At 53.7% G+C, this 24,256-nt stretch carries 22 protein-coding genes and 1 pseudogene; 9 read left to right on the top strand and 14 right to left on the bottom strand.

The genetic code is table 11. The features are described 5' to 3' along the window. The first annotated feature begins 2 nt into the window (after positions 1-2). The 3 genes from caiC to caiE all read left to right on the top strand — a co-directional run bounded on the left by caiC (position 3) and on the right by caiE (position 3,100). Positions 3-1,550, top strand: coding sequence for a crotonobetaine/carnitine-CoA ligase (gene caiC / locus FDX11_RS21190; protein WP_137398495.1), 1,548 nt, complete (start codon positions 3-5; stop codon positions 1,548-1,550). A gap of 58 nt (positions 1,551-1,608) precedes the next feature. Then, positions 1,609-2,394 carry a crotonobetainyl-CoA hydratase gene (gene caiD, locus FDX11_RS21185; protein ID WP_042312416.1) on the top strand — a complete coding sequence of 262 codons (786 nt, stop codon included), beginning with the start codon at positions 1,609-1,611 and terminating at the stop codon, positions 2,392-2,394. Positions 2,395-2,503: 109 nt separating this feature from the next. Next, positions 2,504-3,100: a carnitine operon protein CaiE gene (caiE, locus tag FDX11_RS21180; protein ID WP_137398494.1), complete on the top strand. Its 597-nt coding sequence runs from the start codon at positions 2,504-2,506 to the stop codon at positions 3,098-3,100. 76 nt (positions 3,101-3,176) lie between these two features. Here caiE and caiF read toward each other — a convergent pair whose 3' ends face one another. The 5 genes from caiF to FDX11_RS21155 form a co-directional block, all read right to left on the bottom strand. Then, complete coding sequence (gene caiF / locus FDX11_RS21175) at positions 3,177-3,572, bottom strand: carnitine metabolism transcriptional regulator CaiF (RefSeq protein WP_042312419.1); 396 nt, start codon at positions 3,570-3,572, stop codon at positions 3,177-3,179. Positions 3,573-3,847: 275 nt separating this feature from the next. Beyond that, a complete protein-coding gene (carB, locus tag FDX11_RS21170; RefSeq protein ID WP_042312421.1) occupies positions 3,848-7,072 on the bottom strand; it encodes a carbamoyl-phosphate synthase large subunit in 3,225 nt (1,074 codons plus the stop codon). 18 nt (positions 7,073-7,090) lie between these two features. Then, positions 7,091-8,239: a glutamine-hydrolyzing carbamoyl-phosphate synthase small subunit gene (gene carA / locus FDX11_RS21165; RefSeq protein WP_137398493.1), complete on the bottom strand. Its 1,149-nt coding sequence runs from the start codon at positions 8,237-8,239 to the stop codon at positions 7,091-7,093. Between the two features lie 455 nt (positions 8,240-8,694). Next, positions 8,695-9,516 carry a 4-hydroxy-tetrahydrodipicolinate reductase gene (gene dapB, locus FDX11_RS21160; RefSeq protein WP_137398492.1) on the bottom strand — a complete coding sequence of 274 codons (822 nt, stop codon included), beginning with the start codon at positions 9,514-9,516 and terminating at the stop codon, positions 8,695-8,697. Between the two features lie 133 nt (positions 9,517-9,649). Continuing rightward, positions 9,650-10,657, bottom strand: a complete 1,008-nt coding sequence (locus tag FDX11_RS21155; RefSeq protein WP_137398491.1) for a LacI family DNA-binding transcriptional regulator — start codon at positions 10,655-10,657, stop codon at positions 9,650-9,652. Positions 10,658-10,846: 189 nt separating this feature from the next. On the opposite strand from FDX11_RS21155, the gene FDX11_RS21150 reads away from it, so the two are divergent. Genes FDX11_RS21150 through FDX11_RS21130 form a run of 5 tightly spaced genes read left to right on the top strand, consistent with a single transcriptional unit; the run spans position 10,847 to position 15,157 of the window. Beyond that, complete coding sequence (locus FDX11_RS21150; RefSeq protein WP_061382898.1) at positions 10,847-12,592, top strand: class I mannose-6-phosphate isomerase; 1,746 nt, start codon at positions 10,847-10,849, stop codon at positions 12,590-12,592. A gap of 4 nt (positions 12,593-12,596) precedes the next feature. Beyond that, positions 12,597-13,025 carry a PTS sugar transporter subunit IIA gene (locus FDX11_RS21145; RefSeq protein WP_061382896.1) on the top strand — a complete coding sequence of 143 codons (429 nt, stop codon included), beginning with the start codon at positions 12,597-12,599 and terminating at the stop codon, positions 13,023-13,025. A gap of 11 nt (positions 13,026-13,036) precedes the next feature. Then, entirely contained in the window at positions 13,037-13,531 is a 495-nt protein-coding gene (locus FDX11_RS21140) for a PTS sugar transporter subunit IIB (protein WP_061382895.1), read from the top strand. A gap of 10 nt (positions 13,532-13,541) precedes the next feature. After that, the gene (locus FDX11_RS21135) at positions 13,542-14,339 is read left to right on the top strand and encodes a PTS sugar transporter subunit IIC (protein ID WP_042312436.1); all 798 of its coding nucleotides are present in this window, start codon (positions 13,542-13,544) and stop codon (positions 14,337-14,339) included. Further along, positions 14,339-15,157 carry a PTS system mannose/fructose/sorbose family transporter subunit IID gene (locus FDX11_RS21130; protein WP_016151643.1) on the top strand — a complete coding sequence of 273 codons (819 nt, stop codon included), beginning with the start codon at positions 14,339-14,341 and terminating at the stop codon, positions 15,155-15,157. The genes FDX11_RS21135 and FDX11_RS21130 overlap by 1 nt, the downstream gene beginning before the upstream one ends. 111 nt (positions 15,158-15,268) lie before the next feature. Here FDX11_RS21130 and FDX11_RS21125 read toward each other — a convergent pair whose 3' ends face one another. The 9 genes and pseudogenes from FDX11_RS21125 to FDX11_RS25555 all read right to left on the bottom strand — a co-directional run bounded on the left by FDX11_RS21125 (position 15,269) and on the right by FDX11_RS25555 (position 23,716). Beyond that, positions 15,269-16,051, bottom strand: coding sequence for a glucose-6-phosphate isomerase family protein (locus tag FDX11_RS21125; protein WP_061382893.1), 783 nt, complete (start codon positions 16,049-16,051; stop codon positions 15,269-15,271). Next, a complete protein-coding gene (locus tag FDX11_RS21120; RefSeq protein ID WP_042312440.1) occupies positions 16,044-16,607 on the bottom strand; it encodes a glucose-6-phosphate isomerase family protein in 564 nt (187 codons plus the stop codon). The genes FDX11_RS21125 and FDX11_RS21120 overlap by 8 nt, the downstream gene beginning before the upstream one ends. 97 nt (positions 16,608-16,704) lie before the next feature. Beyond that, on the bottom strand, positions 16,705-17,619 hold the full coding sequence (gene rihC / locus FDX11_RS21115) for a ribonucleoside hydrolase RihC (RefSeq protein ID WP_137365134.1): 915 nt from the start codon (positions 17,617-17,619) through the stop codon (positions 16,705-16,707). A gap of 65 nt (positions 17,620-17,684) precedes the next feature. Further along, positions 17,685-18,635 (bottom strand): 4-hydroxy-3-methylbut-2-enyl diphosphate reductase, encoded by a 951-nt coding sequence (gene ispH / locus FDX11_RS21110; RefSeq protein ID WP_032948486.1) that lies wholly within the window; start codon positions 18,633-18,635, stop codon positions 17,685-17,687. Between the two features lies 1 nt (position 18,636). Further along, on the bottom strand, positions 18,637-19,086 hold the full coding sequence (gene fkpB / locus FDX11_RS21105; RefSeq protein ID WP_003018929.1) for an FKBP-type peptidyl-prolyl cis-trans isomerase: 450 nt from the start codon (positions 19,084-19,086) through the stop codon (positions 18,637-18,639). A gap of 117 nt (positions 19,087-19,203) precedes the next feature. Next, the gene (lspA, locus tag FDX11_RS21100; RefSeq protein WP_003018932.1) at positions 19,204-19,701 is read right to left on the bottom strand and encodes a signal peptidase II; all 498 of its coding nucleotides are present in this window, start codon (positions 19,699-19,701) and stop codon (positions 19,204-19,206) included. After that, positions 19,701-22,517, bottom strand: a complete 2,817-nt coding sequence (gene ileS / locus FDX11_RS21095; RefSeq protein WP_042312449.1) for an isoleucine--tRNA ligase — start codon at positions 22,515-22,517, stop codon at positions 19,701-19,703. The genes lspA and ileS overlap by 1 nt, the downstream gene beginning before the upstream one ends. A gap of 37 nt (positions 22,518-22,554) precedes the next feature. Then, positions 22,555-23,493, bottom strand: a complete 939-nt coding sequence (ribF, locus tag FDX11_RS21090; RefSeq protein ID WP_042312451.1) for a bifunctional riboflavin kinase/FAD synthetase — start codon at positions 23,491-23,493, stop codon at positions 22,555-22,557. A gap of 7 nt (positions 23,494-23,500) precedes the next feature. Beyond that, a pseudogene (locus FDX11_RS25555) lies at positions 23,501-23,716 on the bottom strand (DUF2575 domain-containing protein). 105 nt (positions 23,717-23,821) lie between these two features. Here FDX11_RS25555 and rpsT point away from each other — a divergent pair. Then, positions 23,822-24,085, top strand: coding sequence for a 30S ribosomal protein S20 (gene rpsT / locus FDX11_RS21080; protein ID WP_038637070.1), 264 nt, complete (start codon positions 23,822-23,824; stop codon positions 24,083-24,085). Positions 24,086-24,256 lie beyond the last annotated feature (171 nt).

Genomic DNA, 24,256 nt, shown 5'->3' with positions numbered 1-24,256 from the left:
ATATGGATATCGTTGGCGGACAAAACTTACGTCAGATGTGGGACGACCTGGCCGAAGTGTACGGAGATAAAACGGCGTTAATTTTCGAATCCTGTGAGGGAATCGTTCGGCAGTTTAGCTATGCCTCGCTAAATGAAGAGATTAACCGCACGGCGAACCTTTTTCATTCCTTAGGGATCCGCAAGGGCGATAGAGTCGCACTGCATCTGGATAACTGTCCGGAATTCATCTTTTGCTGGTTTGGACTGGCAAAAATCGGCGCCATTATGGTGCCGATTAATGCCCGCTTACTGGGCGAAGAAAGTGCCTGGATCCTGCAAAACAGCCAGGTGAGCCTGCTGGTTACCAGCGTCCAGTTTTATCCTATGTACCGTGAAATACGCCAGGAAAATAGCACTCCGCTTAATCATATCTGTCTGATTGGCGAGCAGCTTCCGGCTGACGATGGCGTGAGCCACTTTTCCCAACTGCAAGCACGTCAGTCGGCCACGCTGTGCTATACGCCAGCGTTATCCACTGACGATACGGCGGAAATTTTGTTTACCTCCGGTACCACCTCGCGTCCAAAAGGGGTGGTTATTACCCACTATAATCTGCGTTTTGCGGGCTACTACTCTGCCTGGCAAATCGCCCTGCGCGATGATGACGTGTACATGACGGTGATGCCCGCTTTTCATATCGACTGTCAGTGTACCGCGGCAATGCCAGCCTTTTCCGCCGGCAGTACCTTTGTGCTGCTGGAAAAGTACAGCGCCCGAGCATTCTGGGGTCAGGTACGTAAATATCAGGCGACGGTGACCGAGTGCATCCCGATGATGATCCGCACGCTGATGGTCCAGCCCGCCGCGCCAACGGACAGGCAGCATCATCTGCGCGAAGTGATGTTCTATCTCAATCTATCCGCACAGGAAAAAGACGCCTTTACCGAACGCTTTGGCGTCAGGCTGCTGACCTCTTATGGTATGACTGAAACCATTGTCGGAATTATTGGCGACCGTCCAGGAGACAAACGACGCTGGCCTTCCATTGGTCGCGTGGGTTTTAGCTATGAAGCTGAAATTCGCGACGATCAAAATCGCCCGCTGCCCGCCGGAGAAATTGGCGAAATCTGTATTAAAGGCATCCCCGGCAAGACTATCTTCAAAGAGTATTACATGCAGCCGGAGGCAACCGCCAGGGCGCTGGAACCAGAGGGCTGGTTACATACCGGTGATTCGGGTTACCAGGATGAGGATGGCTATTTCTATTTTGTCGACAGACGCTGCAACATGATTAAACGCGGCGGGGAAAATGTCTCCTGCGTCGAGCTGGAAAATATTATTTCTGCACATCCGAAAATTCAGGACATTGTAGTGGTTGGTATTAAAGATGCGATCCGTGATGAAGCCATTAAAGCATTTATTGTCCTTAATGAAGGTGAAACATTAAGCGAGGCCGAGTTTTTCAGCTTCTGCGAAAACAATATGGCGAAATTCAAGGTTCCCTCTTTTATGGAGATCAGAACCGACCTGCCGCGCAATTGTTCAGGAAAAATAATCAAAAAAATCTGAAATAAACCTTCCGGCAGGAATCCCTCCCGCCGGGAAACTATTTATCTGGAGATGAACTATGAGTGAATCATTACATCTGACCCGTAACGGCCCGATCCTGGAAATTACCCTCGACCGACCTAAAGCGAATGCCATTGACGCGAAAACCAGTTTTGCGATGGGTGAAGCTTTTCTTAATTTCCGTGACGACCCGGAATTACGCGTAGCAATCATTACCGGCGGCGGTGAGAAATTCTTTTCTGCTGGCTGGGACTTAAAAGCGGCAGCGGAAGGTGAAGCGCCGGATGCCGATTTTGGTCCCGGCGGCTTTGCCGGTTTAACCGAAATATTTGACCTCGATAAGCCGGTCATCGCCGCGGTGAACGGCTATGCGTTTGGCGGCGGTTTCGAACTGGCGCTGGCGGCAGACTTTATTGTCTGCGCCGAAAACGCCAGCTTCGCGCTGCCGGAAGCAAAGCTCGGCATCGTGCCTGACAGCGGCGGCGTTTTGCGCCTGCCTAAGCTGTTGCCACCAGCTATCGTCAACGAAATGGTAATGACCGGCAGACGAATGAGCGCCGAAGAAGCGCTGCGTTGGGGGATCGTGAACCGCGTTGTCAGCCAGAGCGAACTGATGGATAGCGCGCGCGAACTGGCGCAACAACTGGTCAATAGCGCTCCGCTGGCTATCGCGGCGCTGAAAGAGATTTATCGCGCGACCAGTGAAATGCCGGTTGAAGAAGGCTACCGCTACATCCGCAGCGGCGTGCTGAAGCATTATCCTTCGGTACTGCATTCAGAAGATGCGCTCGAAGGACCGCTGGCATTTGCCGAAAAACGCGATCCGGTGTGGAAAGGTCGTTAATGTGACTATGCCGGATGGCGTTTCGCTTATCCGGCCTACAACACATGCACAACCGTAGGCCGGATAAGGTGTTTACGCCGCCATCCGACAAAAAAACCGAGGTAAAACCATGAGCTATTACGCCTTTGAAGGACTGATCCCGGTGGTGCACCCGGACGCGTTTGTCCATCCCAGCGCCGTGCTGATTGGCGATGTCATCGTGGGTGCTGGTGTTTATATTGGCCCACTCGCGTCATTGCGTGGGGATTATGGTCGCCTGATCCTGGAGGCAGGATCTAATCTGCAGGATGGCTGCATTATGCATGGCTACTGCGATACCGATACCATCGTGCATGAAAACGGCCATATCGGCCACGGCGCTATTTTACATGGCTGCGTGGTGGGACGGGACGCCCTGGTCGGCATGAACAGCGTCATTATGGACGGCGCAGTGATTGGCGAAGAGAGCATTGTCGCCGCCATGAGTTTCGTCAAAGCCGGATTTCAGGGGGAGGCAAGGCAGATGCTGGTGGGTTCACCTGCGCGCGTACTACGCCAGGTCACAGACCAGGAGCTGCACTGGAAACGCCTCAACACCAAAGAATATCAGGATCTTGCGGTCCGCTGTCGAACAGGGTTATCTGAAACGAAGCCGTTAACGCAGGTCGAAGAAAACCGGCCGCGCCTGAAAGGCACGACGGACGTAAAGCCAAAATCAGCACAGTAATTGATGCCGGATGCGCTCACGCTTATCCGGCCTACGCGTCAATCACCGTTTATACAGCCATCAGGTAAACAGACAATTAGCGACGCATACTTTTTGACAGCATCATCTGCCATTTCTGCTCACGGTTAAGCTCTGTTGGAGGAACCGCTGACAGGCGCGGTGTTTTCGCCACGCTCACTTTTCTTTCCTGCAAATTATGATTCAATCGGCGATAGAGATGAGAATCAATACTCACGACTTTCACCAGACGCTGGCACTGACAGCCTCGTCCTGCAATCTGGTTAGGGATCATCTTCACTTCACAAACAATTTCCCCCACTTCTGACAGAATATAGGAGAGCGTATTAATTGCTTTGCAGTGTTCAATATCAAATTGACGGGAAATCTCCTTGGCAGTAATCCATCGGTCCTCTGCCATCATCCAGTCAGCAATTAACAAATAAAGCGGTCTTTCAACATATTTTTCACACATAAGCACACCATTTCACAAATTAAAAATCTGGCTACGGCCTGTCCAAATTAATAAAAACTAAGCCATATTAAAATTGTGGATATAAAGATAGTATGCGACTTGAATGTTGATTAGTGTGAGCAATATCGTGCTTATTACATTGAAAATGTGGTTACGGAAACGGACTTCTCCAGGAATGACCTGAAAGAGTAAAAAAAACGGTTCCTATACAGGAACCGTTTGTAATTTATATTGCAGATCCAATTAACGGCAATATCACCGATATCTTCAGTTTATTACTTTTTGATCTGCGCGTGCATTTCCTGCACCGAGGTTACTTTCTCGGTAGCGTCCGCGTTCAGCGCCATCGCGGTGGCGAAGCCGCCGTTCAGTGTAGTGTCGTAGTGCACTTTGTACTGCAGCGCGCTGCGGCGAATCAGTTTGGAGTCTTCAATCGCCTGACGACCTGCGGTGGTGTTGATGATGTAGGTGTATTCGCCATTCTTGATACGGTCCTGAATGTGCGGACGACCTTCATGTACCTTGTTCACCAGACGCGGGTTGATACCGGCTTCGCCCAGCACAATCGCGGTACCGTGGGTGGCATCCAGCTCGAAGCCCTGTTTCAGCAGCTTAGCGGCCAGGTCAACCACGCGCTCTTTGTCACCTTCGCGAACGGAGAGCAGCGCACGGCCCTGTTTCTTCATGGTGGAGTTACTGCCCAGCTGTGCCTTGGCGAACGCTTCCGCGAAGGTACGGCCCACGCCCATCACCTCCCCGGTAGAGCGCATTTCTGGCCCTAACAGCGGGTCTACGCCCGGGAATTTGTTGAACGGCAGCACCACTTCTTTCACCGAGTAGTACGGTGGAATAATTTCTTTGGTCACGCCCTGCTCGGTCAGCGATTTGCCGGCCATCACGCGCGCCGCCACTTTCGCCAGCGGTACGCCGGTGGCTTTGGAGACGAACGGTACGGTACGAGCCGCACGCGGGTTAACTTCAATCAGGTAGACTTCGTTGTCTTTCACCGCAAACTGCACGTTCATCAGGCCGCGCACCTGCAACTCGAAGGCCAGCTTCTGCACCTGCTGGCGCATCACATCCTGAATCTCCTGGCTCAGCGTGTAGGCTGGCAGGGAACAGGCGGAGTCGCCGGAGTGTACGCCCGCCTGCTCGATGTGTTCCATGATGCCGCCAATCAGCACCATTTCGCCGTCGCAGATGGCGTCAACGTCGACTTCAATCGCATCATCAAGGAAGCGGTCCAGCAGCACCGGCGCATCGTTAGACACGCTGACCGCAGTCTGGAAGTAGCGACGCAGGTCGGCTTCGTCATAGACGATTTCCATCGCGCGGCCGCCCAGTACGTAGGATGGGCGCACCACCAGCGGGTAACCAATCTCTTTCGCCTTCTCAACCGCTTGTTCAATGGCGGTGACGGTGGCGTTCGCCGGCTGCTTCAGCTTCAGACGGTCAACCGCGTGCTGGAAGCGTTCACGGTCTTCCGCGCGGTCGATGGCGTCCGGGCTGGTGCCGATAACCGGTACGCCTGCGGCTTCCAGTTCACGCGCCAGCTTCAGCGGGGTCTGGCCGCCGTACTGCACGATGACGCCCTTCGGCTTCTCGATGCGCACGATTTCCAGCACGTCTTCCAGCGTGACCGGCTCGAAGTACAGACGGTCGGAAGTGTCGTAGTCGGTGGAGACGGTTTCCGGGTTACAGTTGACCATGATGGTCTCGTAGCCGTCTTCGCGCAGCGCCAGCGAGGCGTGTACGCAGCAGTAGTCAAATTCGATACCCTGGCCGATACGGTTCGGGCCGCCGCCGAGGACCATGATTTTATCGCGGTCAACGGACGGGTTAGATTCGCACTCTTCTTCATAGGTGGAGTACATGTAGGCGGTATCGGTGGCGAATTCCGCCGCGCAGGTATCCACGCGCTTGTAGACCGGATGCAGGTTGTACTGGTCGCGCAGCTTGCGGATTTCCGCTTCGCGCACGCCTGCTAGCTTCGCCAGGCGCGCATCGGCAAAACCTTTACGCTTCAGGTGGAACAGGAAGTCAGCGTTGAGGCCGTTAATGCCCACTTCCGCCACTTTCTCTTCCAGACGCACCAGCTCTTCAATCTGCACCAGGAACCAGCGGTCGATGTTGGTCAGGTTGAACACGCCGTCGACGGAGAGGCCCGCGCGGAACGCATCGGCGATGTACCAGATACGCTCAGCGCCCGCATCTTTCAGCTCGCGGCGGATTTTGGTCAGCGCTTCCGGGTCGTCGAGGCTCACTTTCGGGTCGAAACCGGTGGCGCCCACTTCCAGGCCGCGCAGCGCTTTTTGCAGGGATTCCTGCTGCGTGCGGCCAATCGCCATCACTTCACCGACGGATTTCATCTGGGTGGTCAGACGGTCGTTAGCGCCAGCGAATTTCTCGAAGTTGAAGCGTGGAATCTTGGTGACAACGTAGTCGATAGACGGCTCGAAGGAGGCCGGCGTACGGCCGCCGGTGATGTCGTTCATCAGTTCGTCGAGGGTGTAACCCACCGCCAGTTTCGCTGCCACTTTGGCAATCGGGAAGCCGGTAGCTTTCGAGGCTAGCGCCGAGGAGCGGGAGACGCGCGGGTTCATTTCGATAACAATCAGGCGACCGTCTTTCGGGTTCACCGAGAACTGGACGTTAGAACCACCGGTTTCGACGCCGATTTCACGCAGTACCGCCATCGAGGCGTTACGCATGATTTGGTATTCTTTGTCGGTCAGAGTCTGCGCTGGCGCTACGGTGATGGAGTCACCAGTGTGGATACCCATTGCATCGAAGTTTTCGATAGAGCAGACGATGATGCAGTTGTCGTTCTTATCACGCACCACTTCCATCTCGTACTCTTTCCAGCCGATCAGCGACTCATCAATCAGCAGCTCGTTGGTTGGCGAGAGGTCCAGACCGCGTTCGCAGATTTCTTCGAACTCTTCACGGTTGTAAGCGATACCGCCGCCGGTGCCGCCCATGGTAAAGGACGGACGGATGATGCACGGGAAGCCCACGTCAGCGGCAACCGCCAGCGCTTCTTCCATAGTGTGCGCGATACCGGAACGCGCGGTGTCGAGGCCGATTTTCTTCATTGCCACATCGAAGCGTCGACGGTCTTCTGCTTTATCAATCGCATCGGCGGTGGCGCCAATCATGGTCACGCCGAACTCTTCCAGTACGCCCTGACGCTCCAGCTCCAGCGCGCAGTTCAGCGCCGTCTGGCCGCCCATGGTCGGCAGCACCGCATCCGGACGCTCTTTTTCGATGATTTTGCGTACCACTTCCCAGTTAATCGGCTCGATGTAGGTCGCATCGGCCATTTCCGGGTCGGTCATGATGGTTGCCGGGTTAGAGTTCACCAGAATGACACGGTAACCCTCTTCGCGCAGCGCTTTACACGCCTGGGCACCGGAGTAGTCAAACTCACACGCCTGACCGATAACAATCGGGCCCGCGCCCAGAATCAGGATACTTTTTATGTCTGTACGTTTTGGCATGGCTCTTATTACTCCTGATTATTTCGCGGACTGACGGTATTGCTCAATAAGCTCGATAAAGTGGTCGAACAGCGGTGCCGCGTCGTGCGGGCCTGGGCTCGCCTCTGGGTGGCCCTGGAAGCTGAACGCCGGTTTATCGGTACGGTGAATCCCTTGCAGGGTACCGTCGAACAGGGATTTATGGGTTACGCGCAGGTTGGCTGGCAGCGAGTCTTCATCAACCGCAAAGCCGTGGTTCTGCGCGGTGATCATCACCACATTCTTATCCATGTCTTTCACCGGGTGGTTACCACCGTGGTGACCAAATTTCATCTTGATGGTCTTCGCACCGCTCGCCAGCGCCAGCAGCTGATGGCCGAGGCAGATGCCAAATACCGGAATGTCGGTCTGGAGGAATTTCTCAATCGCGTCGATGGCATAGTCGCACGGGGCCGGGTCGCCAGGGCCGTTTGACAGGAACACGCCGTCCGGATTCATCGCCAGCACTTCTTCAGCGGAAGTTTTCGCCGGTACCACTGTCAGGCGGCAGCCGCGGTCCACCAGCATGCGCAGGATGTTGCGCTTGGCACCAAAATCGTAGGCCACCACGTGGAACGGCAACTCTTCTGCGGACTTGGCTTCCGGCAGGTCACCCGCCAGCGTCCAGCTACCCTGCGTCCAGCTGTAGGATTCAGCCGTGGTCACTTCTTTTGCCAGGTCCATCCCATTTAAGCCCGGGAACGCTTTGGCCTTTTCTAAGGCCAACGTAGCATCCAGATTATCGCCTGCAATGATGCAGCCGTTCTGAGCGCCCTTCTCACGTAGCAGACGCGTCAACTTACGGGTATCGATATCGGCAATCGCCACGATGTTATGGCGTTTCAGGTAAGAAGAGAGGTCTTCGGTGTTGCGGAAGTTGCTGGCAATCAGCGGCAGGTCGCGAATAACCAGACCTTGAGCGTGAACCTGAGAAGACTCTTCATCGGCGGCATTGGTGCCGACATTACCAATATGGGGATAAGTAAGAGTGACGATTTGGCGAGAATAGGAAGGATCAGTGAGGATTTCTTGATAACCGGTCATTGAAGTATTGAAAACGACTTCCCCAACCGCCGAACCTGTTGCCCCTATGGCCCGACCGTGAAACTGGGTTCCGTCTTCCAGAACCAATAGCGCTGACTTAATCAAAACACCCTCCAGAGAATATTCACTCACTTTATTTGCATATTAATTCATTAACACCTCATGAATCAATGCAAATTTGCTTACCTATGGATTTCTGGCAAACGGCGGCATTCTAGAGATAGCCCACGTAAAAGTCTACCCAAAAGGGTAATTTTTATTATTATTTTACGCCACTGGAATAAATCATTCGATTTAACAGGCAAAAAGATCATCTAACTCAGGGTGGAAAACGCTTGCGGTAGGTAAAGAGTGTAAAAACCGGAAGAGTGATAGAAAAAAGTGGACCATTTGGTCAAAATTTACATTGAGATAACAGAATAAAGCATGAAGACATAAACAAATACACTCTTAAACAAAAAACCAAGCCAAAATGCAAAAAATTAAAGGGCAATAAAATATTGCCCTATGTAATCAAATAATTATGATTACAATAACCACATCACGAAGGGTAACAAAATCTATAAACTGCGTAAATCAAGCACATCTTTCATATCAAAAAGACCGTTTGACTTATATTTCAGCCAAACAGCCGATCTCACTGCGCCATTGGCAAACGTCATGCGACTGGATGCTTTATGGGTGATTTCAATACGCTCGCCAATATCAGCAAACATTGCGGTATGTTCGCCGACAATGTCACCGGCGCGTACGGTCGCAAAACCAATAGTGCCCGGCACACGCTCGCCGGTATAACCTTCGCGCGTGTAGACCGCGCAGTCTTTGAGATCTTTATCCAACGCCCCGGCGATCGCCTCGCCCATTGCCAGCGCCGTCCCCGATGGGGCATCCACTTTGTGGCGGTGATGCGCTTCGATAATCTCAATATCGGTATAGTCCCCCATCACTTTTGCCGCTTTCTCCAGCAGCTTGAGCATGACGTTAACGCCGACGCTAAAGTTCGCAGCGAAAACGATAGCAATCTCCTGCGCAGCATCGCGAATAGCCTGCTTACCAGCATCATCAAACCCGGTGGTGCCAATCACCATCCCTTTACTGTGCTGGCGGCAAAACGCCAGATGTGCCAGCGTGCCTTCCGGGCGCGTGAAATCGATGAAAACATCGAAATCATCTTTCACCGCCTCAAGGCTGCTTTGTACGGTAACGCCTGTTTTCCCGGCTCCCGCTAACTCTCCGGCATCGCTTCCCAGTAAGGAAGAGCCTTCGCGCTCCAGCGCCGCGCCAAGCTGTACGCCATCCATGCCAAGTGTGGCCTGAATCAACTGACGCCCCATGCGTCCTCCGGCTCCCGCGATGGCAACGCGGATTTGTGCATCATGCATAGCTATTCTCTTTTGTTAATTTTGCGTAAATCGTTTTCAGAGTAACCAGCGCATCGCTGCGCCGCCAGCCGAAAACGTCGATAATTAGAATTTAATGATAAACAGCCAGAGATATCAGTAAAAGGCATGACGATCAGCAAAAACCACATGATTCTCTGACTACCAGCGCCGGCGGCAGGATAATACGTTTCGGCGGTTCGTCATTTCCCTGAATACGGCTATAAAGCAGCTCTCCAGCCTTACGACCTATCTCTTTTGCCGCCACCGACACGGTGGTAAGCGCAGGTTGTACCAGCGCCGCTTCGGTGATGTCGTCAAACCCCACCAGCGCAAAATCCCGCCCAGGTTCCCGCCCCATTTTACGTAGCGCCTGCATAACCCCAAGCGCCACAATATCCTGATAACAAACGGCGGCGGTAATTTGCGGGTAACGCAGAAGAAGAGACTCCGCTACTTTTGCGCCGTCAATTTGGCTGGCCTGCGTAGCCACGATCCATTCTGGATTCGGCGATATTCCTTGTTCCAGCAATGTGCTGGTGAAGCCACCGATACGCTGTGTCCGACTGCCAGAACCAGGCCCCCCCCCAATAAACGCAATATTCTTGTGCCCCATTTTAACTAAATGGGTGGTGGCCATTTGCGTACCGAGAAAGTTATCGGTTCCGACAAAATCAAAATCAGGATCGCTAAGGGGACGGACGACCATAATGGCGGGGATATTGCGCCTTTTCAGCGCCTCGAAGAAGGATGTCGGCGTCTCGCGCGCCGCGCAGAGCACCATGCCGCAGGCATTATTGCGCATCAAAGAATCGACAAATTTTTGCTGCCGTTCCCCTGACTCTTCGCTATTTGCCAGAAACAACAACAGATCATGTCGTTCCATCTCATGGCTTAGCCCTGCAGTCATCTCGCCGTAAAAAGGGTTAGTGATATCGTGGAGCAACAATCCAACCTGATTACTGCTCCGGTTACGCAGGTTAGCGGCGGTTTGATTATACACATAGCCAGCATCATCCAGCGCTTTAAGCACCCGGTCGCGTGTAGCCTGAGAAATTCGCCCCCGGTTACGCAATACCATCGACACGGTCGCCGTGGAGACTCCCGCGCGCTCAGCTACCTGCGCCAAAGTGACTGTGGTCATACCTGCTCCTGATTTTTTATCGAAGGTTAATCGAATAACCGAAATATCGCTTTTTTACGTGTGATTCACATCACGCTAACGCGCTTTTCACCGCTCTTGATTCTGAATATGGCGGGTTAATCGCGTTAACCACACTATGAAAATAAGGTTAATCGATTAATCTTAAATAAGCCAACACGGAGAAAGAAAATGACGACAACCTATAATAAATTCCCTGAGGTTAACGTTCAGGGATATGACGATCACGCCTGGCAGGGTTGGGCGGAGATCCATTCTGTGCTTAACACCAGGGTTTCTGCTGCAGCCAAAACCGTATTGATCGTGGATTGCTATCCGGGCGTGCGGCTTGAAGAACTGGAACAACAGCTTGTCACGACGTTAGATACCACGCTGGTGCTGAATATTGAATCCGCCCGCCGAGATGAGCAGGCCCTGCATGAGTTACTGGCGCGTAACCTTACCGACGATCGCGTGTTCGGCGTCCTTTCCTGCCATCACCTGGATGAGTTTTTTGATAGCGACAAGCTCAGTCAGCTCCGCCAACAGATTGATGCCGTTGCCGAAGGTCTGGTCGTGGTATACGGACCCGGTGCGACGCTGGCACACCCGGGTGACGTACTGGTTTATGCCGATCTTCCGCGCTGGGAAATTCAACAGCGTATGCGCCATGACGGGCTGGGGAACTGGGGGGCGGAAAACCAGGATGAAGATATTCTTCGTCGGTACAAACGTGCCTTCTTCATTGAGTGGCGGGTATTCGACCGACACAAAACGCCGTTACTCAAACGCGTCGATTATTTGCTTGATACCACGGTAGAAAATCATCCCGCGATGGTCAGCGGCGACGCGTTTCGCGCCGGTCTGCAACAAACAACTCAACAACCGTTTCGCGTTGCCCCGTTCTTCGACCCAGGCGTTTGGGGTGGGCAATGGATGAAAAAACACTTCGATCTCGATCCCTCAGCCCCCAATTACGCGTGGTGTTTTGATTGCGTGCCCGAGGAAAACAGCCTGTTACTGCGTTTTGGCAACGTGCGGATCGAGATCCCCTCTCAGGATCTGGTGCTAACCTGTCCCCGCCCCCTGCTGGGCGAGAAAGTTCACGCACGTTTTGGTGCAGAATTCCCGATTCGTTTTGATTTCCTCGACACCATTGGCGGCCAGAATTTGAGCTTTCAGGTTCATCCGCTCACTGAGTACATTCAGCAGCAGTTTGGTATGCACTATACCCAGGATGAGAGCTATTACATTCTCGAAGCCGAGCCGAACGCCGTGGTGTATCTCGGCACCAAAACCGGGATCGCGCCGCAGGACATGCTCGACGATCTCCGAGCCGCGGGTCGTGGTGAAAAAGCCTTTGATGATACGCGATTCGTTAATCAGATCCCTGCGCATAAACACGATCACTTCCTGATCCCCGCCGGAACCGTCCACTGCTCGGGTGCAGGAACCATGGTGCTGGAGATCAGCGCAACGCCATATATCTTCACCTTTAAACTGTGGGATTGGGGGCGTTTAGGGTTAGACGGCTTACCGCGCCCGGTCCATCTGGATCACGGTCAGCAGGTGATTGACTGGCAGCGCGACACGCAATGGGTACACGACAACCTGGTCAACCGTATCGAGCCTCTCGCTGAAGGAGAAGGTTGGCGGGAAGAAAGAACCGGAATGCACGAACGCGAGTTTATTGAAACGCGACGCCATTGGTTTACGGCACCGGTCACGCACCATACCCATGGCGGCGTAAACGTCCTGAACCTGGTCGAAGGTGCGCAGGCCGTTGTTGAAAGCCCGAGCGGCGCATTTGCCCCGTTTGTCGTCAACTATGCAGAGACCTTCATTATCCCGGCCGCCGTTGGAGAATACCGTATTTCGCCGTTTGGCAAGGGTATCGGCCAGCAACTCGCTACGATTAAAGCCTGGGTTAGAGGATAAACGCATGATTAACGTTATTGTTGCCACCCATGGTCCCCTGGCGGAAGCGCTTCTCGCCAGCGGTCGTATGGTTTATGGAGAATTACCGCATGTTTACCCCGTCACGCTGAGTGAACAGGCGGGTATTGAAGGGTTTAAACAGACGTTTGCTCAGGTTCTCGCGAGCGCCGGGAAAGATGCTGACGGCGTACTGGTACTTTGTGACATGCAAAGCGGTACGCCGTGGAATGTCGCCTGCCATCATGCGTTTTCTGCACAAACGGTTCCCCCCGTTGCCGTCGTCGCGGGGGTCAATTTCCCGATGCTGTTACAAAGCGAGGAGATCTGTCAATTAACGGATGTTCACGCCGCAGCCGTCGAGCTGTTGGCGTTGACGGTACCCACGTTGATTAAAGCCGCCCCGGTTTTATCCGTTCAGTCCGACGATTTTTAAAGGAAACCACTATGAGTATTTCTTTTGTACGTATCGATGACCGCGTAATCCATGGGCAGCTCGTGACACGTTGGGCCAAAGAGCTGCCCTGTGACGGGATTGTCGCGATAGACGACGCCGTCGCGGCCGACCCTCTGCTCTCTTCGGTAATGAAAGGTGCCGTGCAGGACACCAAAGTCTGGTTGTTTGATACGGCCACCGCGATTGAAAAACTGCCGAAAGTCATTGCCAGCGAGAAGCGTTATTTCGTCATTGGTAAATCACCCGTCACGCTGAAGCGCATTGAAGAAGCAGGTATTAGCCTAAAAAATACCAACGGCAAAATTAATGTAGGCCCAATGAGCGCCCGTGCCGATACCACCACCATCGGCCCAAATCAGTCGGTGAATGGCGAGGAAATCGCCGCCTTTGACTGGCTGACACAACATGGGCACCTGGTTGAGTTTCGCCTGGTCCCAGACGCCAGTTGCTACAGCTGGCAGGACGCACGTCAGAAGCTGAAATAAGGAGCGCACGATGATTATCGAAGCTACGTTGATTGGCATACTTTGCTACCTCGGCGCGCTCAGCAGCCCCTGGCTGCTGGGACTGACTGGCGGCTGGTATCTGATCACCCGTCCGCTGATTTCCGGAATGTTGGTCGGGATTATCCTTGGCGATATTAAAACGGGGATCATGATTGGCGTCGCGGTTCAGGCAGTGTATATCGCGATGGTTACACCTGGCGGTTCGATGCCCGCCGACCTCAACTTTGTTGCTTACCCGGCTATTGCTTTAGGGATCCTTTCCGGAAAGGGCCCCGAGGTCGCGGTCGCGCTGGCAGCCACCATCGGTATCGCCGGCACCATTTTGTTTAACGCAATGATGGTACTGAACTCCTTCTGGAATCACCGGGCAGATGTGGCGCTGGAGCGGGGCGACGAACGCGGTATTTACCTGAACAGCGCCATCTGGCCACAGGTGACAAACTTTGTCCTGCGTTTTGTACCGACCTTTATTGCGGTCTACTTCGGGGCGCAATACATCAGCGGTTTTATGGACAGTTTGCCGAAAATTGTTCTGTCGACGATGAACGTACTGGGAGGCATTTTACCCGCCGTCGGGATCGCGATTTTGCTTAAGCAGATTATCAAAAATTACACCATGCTGATCTACTTCCTCGTCGGTTTTGTCTGCATCGTCTTTTTAAAACTCAACATGGTCGCGCTAGTGATCGTCGGTTCGCTGTTGGCGTTGATCCATTACAACTACAAACCAGAACCGCCACAGACTACGCATGCAAAGTCGGTCGTTGATGATGAGGATGAATTCTGATGGAAGAACGTACACTTACGCGTAAAGATCTTCGCCGCTGCTGGCGCGCATGGATGATGCACAACTTGTCATCCATGAGCTTTGAACGTCTGGAATCTTTTGGCTTTTGCCTGAGTATGCTCCCGGTGGCGAAAAAGCTCTATCCCGACGCCGCCCAACGTACTGAAATGCTGCGCCGTCACGCCTCGTTTTATAATACGGAGCCGCAGATAGGCGCGATCGTTAATGGCATGGTACTGGGGCTGGAAGAGAAAAAAGCGAACGGTGAGCCGATCGATGGGGAAACGATCAATACCCTGAAGGTTGGACTGATGGGCCCTATAGCCGGGATTGGCGATTCGATGATCCCGGGCATGCTGATCCCAATCCTGCTCAGTATCGGTATGGCCCTGGCGGCTGGTGGTAACATTCTGGGACCGCTGTTTTATACCGTCGCCTGGCTGGCAATCATTATTCCCGGCTCATGGTTTTTGTTCCTCAAAGGCTACAAAATGGGATCCGGCTCGGTGGAAATGCTGGTGAGCAGCAAATCTGCCCGCCTGCGTGAAGCGTTATCGCTGCTGGGGGTGTTTGTTATGGGTGGCGTAGCGGCGAGCTACGTTAAACTGGGCACCGGGCTGGAATTTATCACCAAGGATGGGGTAAATATTCATGTGCAACAGATGCTGGACGGAATTTTCCCGCAGCTATTGCCGCTGATTGTTGTATTGGGCACGTGGTATCTGATGGCCAAGCGTGGCGTGTCGCCAGTAAAAGCGATGATTTTATTGTTGATACTGGCTGCGCTCGGCGTTGCGACAGGCCTGTTTGCAGGGTAGTGCCTGTCATTTGCCGGATGGCGCATACGCTTATCCGGCCTACTCTACTGTACCGCGTTTTTCTGTTTGTAGGCCAGGCAAAATCAGAACCGGGGCTATGCCCCGGTTATTTTATGGATGGAAGTTTTGCCACAGCTCGGGGTGCCTGTCCGGGCGTGATATAAATTGAAAGCGCGCCGGGTCCTCGATGAATTGCTGGTAAACAGGCGCGGAAGTAATCGAGAATTCCGTATATTGTCGGGGCGTAACGGCGTGTAATCTCCCGGGTATGTACCGCGAATTATGCTGCCAGATAACATGGTTGCCCTGCAATAACGGGTACCACGCCAACCCTTTATGCGCGCGCACAGCCTCGTACTCAAAACCATATTCACGATCGCACCACGCACCAAAAGTTAACGGTATATTCGGATCTGCGGATATGGTCGCATGCCCCCAACCGGGCGGAACCAGCACTTTTTCACCGGGTCCGGCAATCACAGCAAAACAACGCCCAGGGTCGTCCTCGACATACTCCTGCATATAGATTATCGCTTTTCCCTGCCAGATTTCGTAAAGCTCTGGCGGGGACCAGCCGCTGTGCTGGCTGATACGATGAATATGCCCCTGGCTACGCACCGGCTCTTCCCCCAGCCGTCCCGCTGCATAAGTCACCACGCCAAACAACAGCATCCGCTTTTTCAGCTCTTCGCGATCCTGCATTCGTGCCACATCCATCGCAATGGCATACACCTCTTCCGGCCCCTCACAATGCGGATCGCGCAGTGAGGCGCGAATGTGATCGAGTCGGCGAATCTCCGGCATCGGTCCAGTGACTTCATCCCCATAGCTAAAGCCAAGCGGATGGTGATGAACCCTCATATCCAGGCCATAAGAATGCGCTAAGTCAGCCATTCTGTACCTCCTTCGCCTGAATCGTCTTATTTTCCTCAAAGACTCTTATTCTGAAGCCCCTGGTCAGCGCCGCATAATCATGGCCTGCAATCCCTGGCCATACGGCGAGCGCCGACAGAATCTCTTCCCCTGTGTTGATTAACCGGTGTGCGGTAAAACCGGGGATGATGTGGACGGATCCGGCGAATACCTTTTCCAGCCTCGCCTCACCCTGTTCAGTTTGCAACAGCAGCAACCCCGTGCCACGCAGACCAAAATAGACCTCACCCTGTTCGCGACGCGCATGGAAATGCCCACGGGTCATAAAATACTCGCGGCCGATCCGGCCAGGATAAAGATGGGTAACACCGGTGTAGAGTTCGCCTTCTGCGGGGGACGTATGCAACATCTCAACGTCATATACGACCTGCTCGCCTGACAGTTGCTGGCGGGCATTTTCATCGGCAAAAACGTCAGTAAGATCCTGAATGCGAGTGGATTTACGCAATAACGGGCCATCGGCTAATGCGCCGCTTGCCCACGCCACCTGCGGTGGCTGGATAAAAGAAAGGTTCATATGTGTCTCCGGCCCGAGGAGAACAACAGGATAAGATTAGCAGATTAATCGATTAACCTGCTAATTCTGTCTGCATATTGCGGGCCGGATCACAGCCTCAAGGTGCCAGCGCCAGCACCTCTGCCACCCACTGCTGGAACCCCTCAACGTCAAGATCCAGTGCAACCTGGGCATTTGCCGGATGACCCAAATGCCCTTCAATATCCACCACCGTGGTACCCGAGGTATATTCCCCCTGAGTTTCCACCGCCACGAAGCACGGCTGCAGGGTAAACAGTTCCGGGCGCACCAGCCAGGCAATCGCGCACAGGTCGTGCATCCGCAGTCCTGTATTCATACTGCCGCTGCGGTAATGGCTAAATAGCGCGTGCAGCATTTTTCCCGTCTGGTTAAGCTGAGGCAAGGTCGCCAGATAGTCCGGGGCGAGCATAGCCTGATTAGTGACATCCAGCCCACACATCACAATCTCCAGCCCGCTGTGGAAAACTTTCGCGGCGGCCTCAGGATCGATAGCAATATTAAACTCGGCGTTTGGCGTGAAGTTCCCGCGCCCGGCAGAACCGCCCATAATCACCAAACGGTGAATATTGAATACGCATTCAGGGTAATGAGTCAGCAGTAGCGCGATGTTGGTCAGCGGGCCAATCGCCACCAACGTCACGGGCTGCGGGGCATGCATCAGCGCGTCACGAATAGCCTGGAAGGCGGGTTTTGCCATCGCCTGGCGGTCATGTTCAACAAATTCATACCCTTCCATACCGGACTCGCCGTGCACGGAAGCGGCATCTCGCAGCGGCCGTACCAGTGGCATTGATGCCCCTTGCGCCAGCGGAATATCCGCATTCCAGAAATGCAGCAACTGCAACGCATTACGGGTAGTTTTTTCCACCGAAACGTTGCCTGCTACCGTGGTCATCAGTTGCAGATCCAGCTCAGGGGCAAACAGCGCGGCGGCAATAGCGGCGGCATCATCAATGCCGGGATCGGTATCAAGAATGATCGGTAAGCGCATGGTTTCTCCATAAAAAATGCCAGACGTTAAGTCTGGCATCTTCTCATAATCGTATCGTGAAAGACTTACTCTACTTCACGAACATCCACACGCAGCTCTTTAGGCACTTCGAAAACAATATTTTCTTCACGGCCTTCCAGCGGGATAGCTTCCCCACCGCCAAGCTCCTGCAGGCGAGCGATCACGTTTTGCACCAGGATATCCGGTGCCGAGGCTCCGGCCGTCACGCCCACACACTTCGCCTCTTTTACCCACGCTTCCTGGATATCGGTCGCATCGTCGATCAGATACGCCGCTTTCCCCATGCGCTGGGCCAGTTCAGCCAGACGGTTGGAGTTAGAGGAGTTTTTCGAGCCGACCACCAGCACCACATCAGCCTGTTCCGCCAGCGCGCGAACCGCTTCCTGACGGTTGGTGGTGGCATAACAGATATCGTCTTTGCGTGGCCCGACAATTTTCGGGAAGCGTTGACGCAGCGCGTCAATAACGTCAGAGGTGTCGTCAACGGAGAGCGTGGTCTGCGTCATGAAGGATAATTTTCCTTCATTTTTCACATTCAGTTTCAGTACATCTTCCGGTGATTCAACCAGATACATTCCCCCTTGCGGGTTGCTGTACTGCCCCATCGTGCCTTCGACTTCCGGGTGCCCGGCGTGTCCAATCAGAATTGACTCTTCACCGCGACGGCTGGCGCGCGCCACTTCCATATGCACTTTGGTGACTAACGGACAGGTGGCATCGAAAACCGTGAGGTCACGACCTTTGGCTTCGTTACGTACCGCCTGAGAGACACCGTGGGCGGAGAAGATCAGGATCGCGCCGTCAGGCACTTCACTGATTTGCTCAATAAAAATAGCGCCGCGCTCGCGCAGGCTATCCACCACATAGCGGTTATGCACCACCTCATGACGGACATAAATCGGCGCGCCATAAATAGCCAGCGCGTTTTCTACAATGCTGATAGCGCGGTCTACGCCAGCGCAAAAACCGCGCGGGTTAGCCAACAGGATCTGCATTTTACGCCTCCAGCGCCGGTTCGACTTCCAGCACTTCAATATCAAAATGAACGGTATGCCCGGCCAGCGGATGGTTGAAATCAACCGTGATCGAGTCACCGTTGATTTCACGAATCACACCTGGCATCTCACTGCCGTCCATTGCGGTAAAGAGCATGATAGCGCCAATTTCTGGCTCGCCCGCGTCCATAAATTCCCGACGCGAGAAATACTGAATTAAGTCCGGGCTTGACACGCCAAAGGCGGCATCCGGCTCCAGAGCAAAAGTGGTTTTATCACCCTCTTTTAGGCCCAGCAGGTGTTGTTCCAGTCCTTCAGACAGAGAACCATCGCCCAGGCGAAACAGCGCAGGCTTGCCGTTATTGCGGGTTGACTCTGCGGTGGAGCCATCGTCGAGCTTAAGGGTGAAGTGCACCAGCACCGCACTGTTACTCTGTACTGATTTAGACATGCAGGTTGCTCTTTAAAATTGCTGCCGCCTGTTTGCCCGGTGGCGCTACGTTTACCGGGCCTACAAGGTTCGCGATAGATTGTAAGCCGGATTAGCATAGCGCCATCCGGCATTTTTTTATGCGGCTTTTTTCTCTTTCGACGGTAAGAAGCCTTCGAGAACAATCAATGCCGCGCCGATACAGATTGCCGTATCAGCCAGGTTGAATGTCGCGAAATGCCAGTCACCGACGTAAAAGTCAATCATATCAACCACGAAGCCATGCCACAGGCGATCGAACAGATTGCCCAGCGCACCGCCAATGATTAACGCATACGCGATGTTGTTCAGCTTCTGCGTCGCCTTCGAGCGATACATCATCACCATCAGGATGACGCAGATACCAATAGCGATACCGGCAAAAAACCAACGTTGCCAGCCGCCGCTGTCGGCTAAGAAGCTAAACGCCGCGCCATAGTTTCGCGCGTAGTGCAGATTAAGCGACGGGAACAGCGATACCGTATCCCCCAGAGCAAAGTTCTGGAGGATCAGGTACTTGCTGCCTAAATCGATAATCAGCACGACTACCACCAGCCATAGCCAGCGTAGTCCTGTTGAACAAAGAGGCTTACTCATCAGGCAAACTTACGTTGTTCGCCATCACCGGCGATGTTGCTGACACAGCGTCCGCAGATATCTGCATGTTCCGCCACCTGGCCGACGTCGGTAGTGTAATGCCAGCAACGCGGGCACTTCTCACCTTCGGCTTTGCTCAGTACGATTTTCAGACCTTTGAGCAATTCGCTCTGCTGAGCATCAGCTGGCGCCGCGGCATAGTCCGCAACGCTCGCGCCGGAGGTCAGCAGCACAAAGCGCAACTCTTCGCCGAGTGCGGTCAGTTTCGCCGCCAGTTCGGGTTCAGCGTACAGGGTGACTGCCGCTTCCAGAGAACCGCCGACTTTCTTATCCGCACGCGCTTGCTCGATAACCTTGTTCACTTCGCCGCGTACTTTCAGCAGCTCGTCCCAGAAGGTATCGTTCATCGCCTCGGTTTCGCCTAAGCCAAACAGGCCTTCGTACCATTCACCGGTAAAGACGTATTTTTCACGATCGCCCGGCAGGTAGCCCCAGATTTCATCAGCGGTGAAGGACATGATCGGCGCCATCCAGCGAACCAGCGCTTCTGCAATGTGGAACAGCGCAGTCTGGCAGCTACGACGCGCCCGGCTTTCCGCTTTCGCGGTGTACTGGCGGTCTTTGATGATGTCGAGGTAGAACGAACCCATTTCGACGGAGCAGAAGCGCATCAGGCGCTGTACCACTTCGTGGAAGTCATAGGCTTCGTAAGCTTTCAGGATCTCTTCCTGGGCCGCTTGTGCACAACCTACCGCCCACCTGTCCAGCACCACCATCTCTTCCGGTTTCACCATGTCTTTTACTGGATCGAACCCGTTCAGGTTCGCCAGCAGGAAGCGCGCGGTGTTACGGATACGACGATAGCTGTCGGCTGCACGTTTCAGGATTTCGTCAGAAACCGCCATTTCACCGGTGTAATCGGTAGACGCGACCCACAGACGCAGAATATCCGCGCCGAGTTTGTTCATCACGTCCTGCGGAGAAACGGTGTTACCGATAGACTTGGACATCTTACGGCCCTGACCATCCACGGTGAAACCGTGAGTCAGTACCTGGCGATAAGGTGCTTTGCCTTTCATGGCAGTGGAGATCATCAGAGAAGACATGAACCAGCCGCGGTGTTGGTCAGAGCCTTCCAGATACATATCCGCTGCGTGGCCAGCAAATTCAGGACGCACGTCCACAACGGATGAGTGGGTGGAACCAGAGTCAAACCATACGTCCAGCGTATCCGGGACTTTGACATACTGGTCTGCTTCATCGCCGAGGATATCTTTCGGATCGAGATCCCACCACGCCTGGATACCGTCAATTTCAACGCGTTTAGCCACTTCTTCCATCAGTTCGATAGCGCGCGGATGCAGCTCTTCGGTGTCTTTGTGAACGAACAGAGACATCGGCACACCCCACGTACGTTGACGGGAGATACACCAGTCAGGACGATTGGCAACCATGGATTCAATACGTGCCTGGCCCCAGTCAGGGATCCACTGCACGCCTTTGATCTCTTTCAGAGACTGCGCGCGCAAGCCTTTCTGATCCATGCTGACGAACCACTGCGGGGTCGCACGGAAGATGATCGGCGTTTTATGGCGCCAGCAGCACGGATAGCTATGCTGCATCTTCTCGACATGCAGCAACGCGCCTTTTTCGCTCAGCAGAGCGACAACAATATCGTTGGCTTTAAAGACGTTTACGCCGTCCAGGGTCGGGTAGGTGCCCGCCAGATAAGCGCCATCCGGACCAACCGGGTTCGCCACTTCCAGACCATATTTTTGACCGATGACATAGTCGTCCGGGCCGTGGCCAGGCGCGGTATGTACCGCCCCGGTACCCGCATCCAGCGTGACGTGATCGCCCAGAATCGCTGGCACGTCAAAACCCATAAACGGGTGGGTAAAGCGCAACAGTTCCAGCTCTGCGCCTTTAACGGTACCCAGAATGGTGTAGTCAGCCGCGCCAATACGCTGCATGACGCTTTCAACCAGATCTTTCGCCAGAATCACGGCCTGGCCATCGATCTGCACCAGCGCATAGTCAAAATCAGGCGCCAGGGAGATCGCGCGGTTCGCCGGCAACGTCCACGGGGTGGTGGTCCAGATAACCAGCGAGATCGGGCCGTTAACGTCAGAAACGGCAAATTTCGCTTTCACCGCGTCCTGATCGGCTGCGTGGAACGCCACGTCGATGGACGGGGAGGTTTTGTCATAATACTCAACTTCCGCTTCCGCCAGCGCGGAACGGCAGTCAACGCACCAGTGCACCGGCTTCGCACCTTTATGCAGGTGACCGTTGCCGATGATTTTACCCAGCGCGCGAATGATGTTGGCTTCGGTTTTGAAGTCCATGGTCAGGTACGGATGCGACCAATCGCCCAGCACGCCAAGACGGATAAAGTCTTTACGCTGACCGTCAACCTGTGTAGCAGCGTATTCACGGCATTTAGCGCGGAACTCAGCGGCGGTGAACTTCTCGCCCGGTTTGCCATATTCCTGCTCTACTTTCAGCTCGATCGGCAGACCGTGGCAGTCCCAGCCCGGAACGTAAGGCGAGTCATAGCCCGTGAGTCCTTTGGACTTCACGATAATGTCTTTCAGAATCTTGTTAACCGAGTGACCAATATGAATACTGCCATTCGCATAAGGAGGGCCATCATGCAGAATGAAGGTTTTTTTGCCTTTTTTGGCCGCACGAATGATGCCGTACAGGTCATCATCAGTCCAACGCGCCAGCATTCCCGGTTCGCGCTTGGCGAGATCGCCGCGCATCGGGAACCCTGTTTCCGGCAAATTCAGGGTTGATTTATAGTCACTCATCAGATTCTCGGTTCCGTATTTAAAACTCGTATAGGCATTAAGCCGGTTTTGTTAGCCCAAAAAAATCGCGGGCAGTCAACTCATCACGCGCAATCTGCGCTTTTAGTTCATCCAGCGAGGCAAATCGCTGCTCGCTGCGAATTTTTTTACGCAGCACTACATCTATATGGCGACCGTAGAGGTCCATTACAACGTCCAGTAGATGCACTTCCAACTGCTGACGTACGCCGGCTACCGTCGGGCGGGTGCCGATATTGGCAACGCCGGGAAAAGGTTTGTCACCCAGCCCCATCACTTCAACCGCATAAACCCCTTTCACCGGAGAAACCTGGCGACGAAGCGGTAAGTTTGCCGTCGGAAAACCAATGGTGCGTCCTAACTCGTCACCATGTACCACCCGTCCTGAGATGGTAAAAGGGTGCCCAAGCAGGCTTTCGGCCAACTGCAGGTTATCTTCAGCCAGCGCCTGACGTACCGCGGTGCTACTAATACGCACACCGCCTTCACAGAAGGTCTGGGTACTGGTGATATCAAAGCCATACTCAGCGCCCGCTTCCTGTAATAACAAGAAATCGCCCGCACGGCTAGCGCCAAAGCGGAAATCATCGCCCACGGCAAGGAATTGTACACCAAGGCGCTTAACCAGCAGATCGCTGATAAAATTCTGCGCCGTTAATGCCGCGAAGCGCCTGTCAAAACGCACGCACAGTACGTAATCTACGCCACACTCCGCCAGATAACGCAGTTTTTCTCGCAGGCGAGTAAGGCGCGCAGGCGACTTGTCCGTTGCAAACAGCTCTAATGGCTGTGGCTCGAAAATCATCACCATCACCGGCAAATTGCGTTTGCGCCCTTCTTCCCGTAAGCCCTGCAGCAACGCACGATGACCACGGTGCACGCCGTCGAAATTACCAATAGTCAGCACACACCCATGCGGGGCCTGACTGAGATTATGTATGCCTCGTATCAGCTTCATGTCTGGCTCAAAACAGTGAAAATCGTGAAAGTATACCCTGTACCGCGGTCAAGGTTAACCGGCGATTGTTTCTCCGAAACAGAAAGAGGATGGTTTTCATTGTTATGAAACAAATTGCAGACCTTTACGGGCAATCCAATGCAATTTTTCTCGTGGAAAAGCTGTATTCACGCCACGCAAGCTGGTAGAATCCTGCGCCATCACTACGCAACGAGTGCTGCAATTTAAACGGCGCTTATTTGCACAAATCCATTGACAAAAGAAGGCTAAAAGGGCATATTCCTCGGCCTTTGAATTGTCCATATAGAACACATTTGGGAGTTGGACCTTGGCTAATATCAAATCAGCTAAGAAGCGCGCCGTTCAGTCTGAAAAGGCCCGCAAGCACAACGCTAGCCGTCGCTCTATGATGCGTACTTTCATCAAGAAAGTATACGCAGCTATCGAAGCTGGCGACAAAGCTACTGCACTGAAAGCATTTAACGAAATGCAACCACTCGTGGACCGTCAGGCTGCTAAAGGTCTGATCCACAAAAACAAAGCTGCACGTCATAAAGCAAACCTGACTGCACAGATCAACAAACTGGCTTAATCGCCTGCTTGTTATCGCTTTGTGAAAAAACCCGCGCAAGCGGGTTTTTTTATGTCTGTCGTTCAAGTCCACACTTTCTCCACAGCGGCCTGCTATCGCACCGTTCGTGCACTAGGCATGTTTAATCCCCTGTCCACCCACATCGCCATCAGGCAGATGAAAGTTATTTTC

Source organism: Citrobacter sp. wls714, assembly GCF_005281025.1.
GTDB classification, from domain to species: Bacteria; Pseudomonadota; Gammaproteobacteria; order Enterobacterales; family Enterobacteriaceae; genus Citrobacter; species Citrobacter werkmanii.
This window is presented reverse-complemented; position numbering and strand designations above follow the sequence as displayed.

What these genes read in the sequence shown, in the direction of transcription:
- FDX11_RS21120 (WP_042312440.1), bottom strand. Translation starts at nt 16,607, where the DNA reads ATGAACCTTTCTTTTATCCAGCCACCGCAGGTGGCGTGGGCAAGCGGC.
- caiD (WP_042312416.1), top strand. Translation starts at nt 1,609, where the DNA reads ATGAGTGAATCATTACATCTGACCCGTAACGGCCCGATCCTGGAAATT.
- FDX11_RS21155 (WP_137398491.1), bottom strand. Translation starts at nt 10,657, where the DNA reads ATGACCACAGTCACTTTGGCGCAGGTAGCTGAGCGCGCGGGAGTCTCC.
- carB (WP_042312421.1), bottom strand. Translation starts at nt 7,072, where the DNA reads ATGCCAAAACGTACAGACATAAAAAGTATCCTGATTCTGGGCGCGGGC.
- rihC (WP_137365134.1), bottom strand. Translation starts at nt 17,619, where the DNA reads ATGCGCTTACCGATCATTCTTGATACCGATCCCGGCATTGATGATGCC.
- FDX11_RS21135 (WP_042312436.1), top strand. Translation starts at nt 13,542, where the DNA reads ATGATTATCGAAGCTACGTTGATTGGCATACTTTGCTACCTCGGCGCG.
- fkpB (WP_003018929.1), bottom strand. Translation starts at nt 19,086, where the DNA reads ATGTCTAAATCAGTACAGAGTAACAGTGCGGTGCTGGTGCACTTCACC.
- dapB (WP_137398492.1), bottom strand. Translation starts at nt 9,516, where the DNA reads ATGCATGATGCACAAATCCGCGTTGCCATCGCGGGAGCCGGAGGACGC.
- FDX11_RS21125 (WP_061382893.1), bottom strand. Translation starts at nt 16,051, where the DNA reads ATGGCTGACTTAGCGCATTCTTATGGCCTGGATATGAGGGTTCATCAC.
- lspA (WP_003018932.1), bottom strand. Translation starts at nt 19,701, where the DNA reads ATGAGTAAGCCTCTTTGTTCAACAGGACTACGCTGGCTATGGCTGGTG.
- FDX11_RS21145 (WP_061382896.1), top strand. Translation starts at nt 12,597, where the DNA reads ATGATTAACGTTATTGTTGCCACCCATGGTCCCCTGGCGGAAGCGCTT.
- FDX11_RS21140 (WP_061382895.1), top strand. Translation starts at nt 13,037, where the DNA reads ATGAGTATTTCTTTTGTACGTATCGATGACCGCGTAATCCATGGGCAG.
- FDX11_RS21130 (WP_016151643.1), top strand. Translation starts at nt 14,339, where the DNA reads ATGGAAGAACGTACACTTACGCGTAAAGATCTTCGCCGCTGCTGGCGC.
- ispH (WP_032948486.1), bottom strand. Translation starts at nt 18,635, where the DNA reads ATGCAGATCCTGTTGGCTAACCCGCGCGGTTTTTGCGCTGGCGTAGAC.
- caiC (WP_137398495.1), top strand. Translation starts at nt 3, where the DNA reads ATGGATATCGTTGGCGGACAAAACTTACGTCAGATGTGGGACGACCTG.
- FDX11_RS21150 (WP_061382898.1), top strand. Translation starts at nt 10,847, where the DNA reads ATGACGACAACCTATAATAAATTCCCTGAGGTTAACGTTCAGGGATAT.
- caiF (WP_042312419.1), bottom strand. Translation starts at nt 3,572, where the DNA reads ATGTGTGAAAAATATGTTGAAAGACCGCTTTATTTGTTAATTGCTGAC.
- caiE (WP_137398494.1), top strand. Translation starts at nt 2,504, where the DNA reads ATGAGCTATTACGCCTTTGAAGGACTGATCCCGGTGGTGCACCCGGAC.
- ileS (WP_042312449.1), bottom strand. Translation starts at nt 22,517, where the DNA reads ATGAGTGACTATAAATCAACCCTGAATTTGCCGGAAACAGGGTTCCCG.
- ribF (WP_042312451.1), bottom strand. Translation starts at nt 23,493, where the DNA reads ATGAAGCTGATACGAGGCATACATAATCTCAGTCAGGCCCCGCATGGG.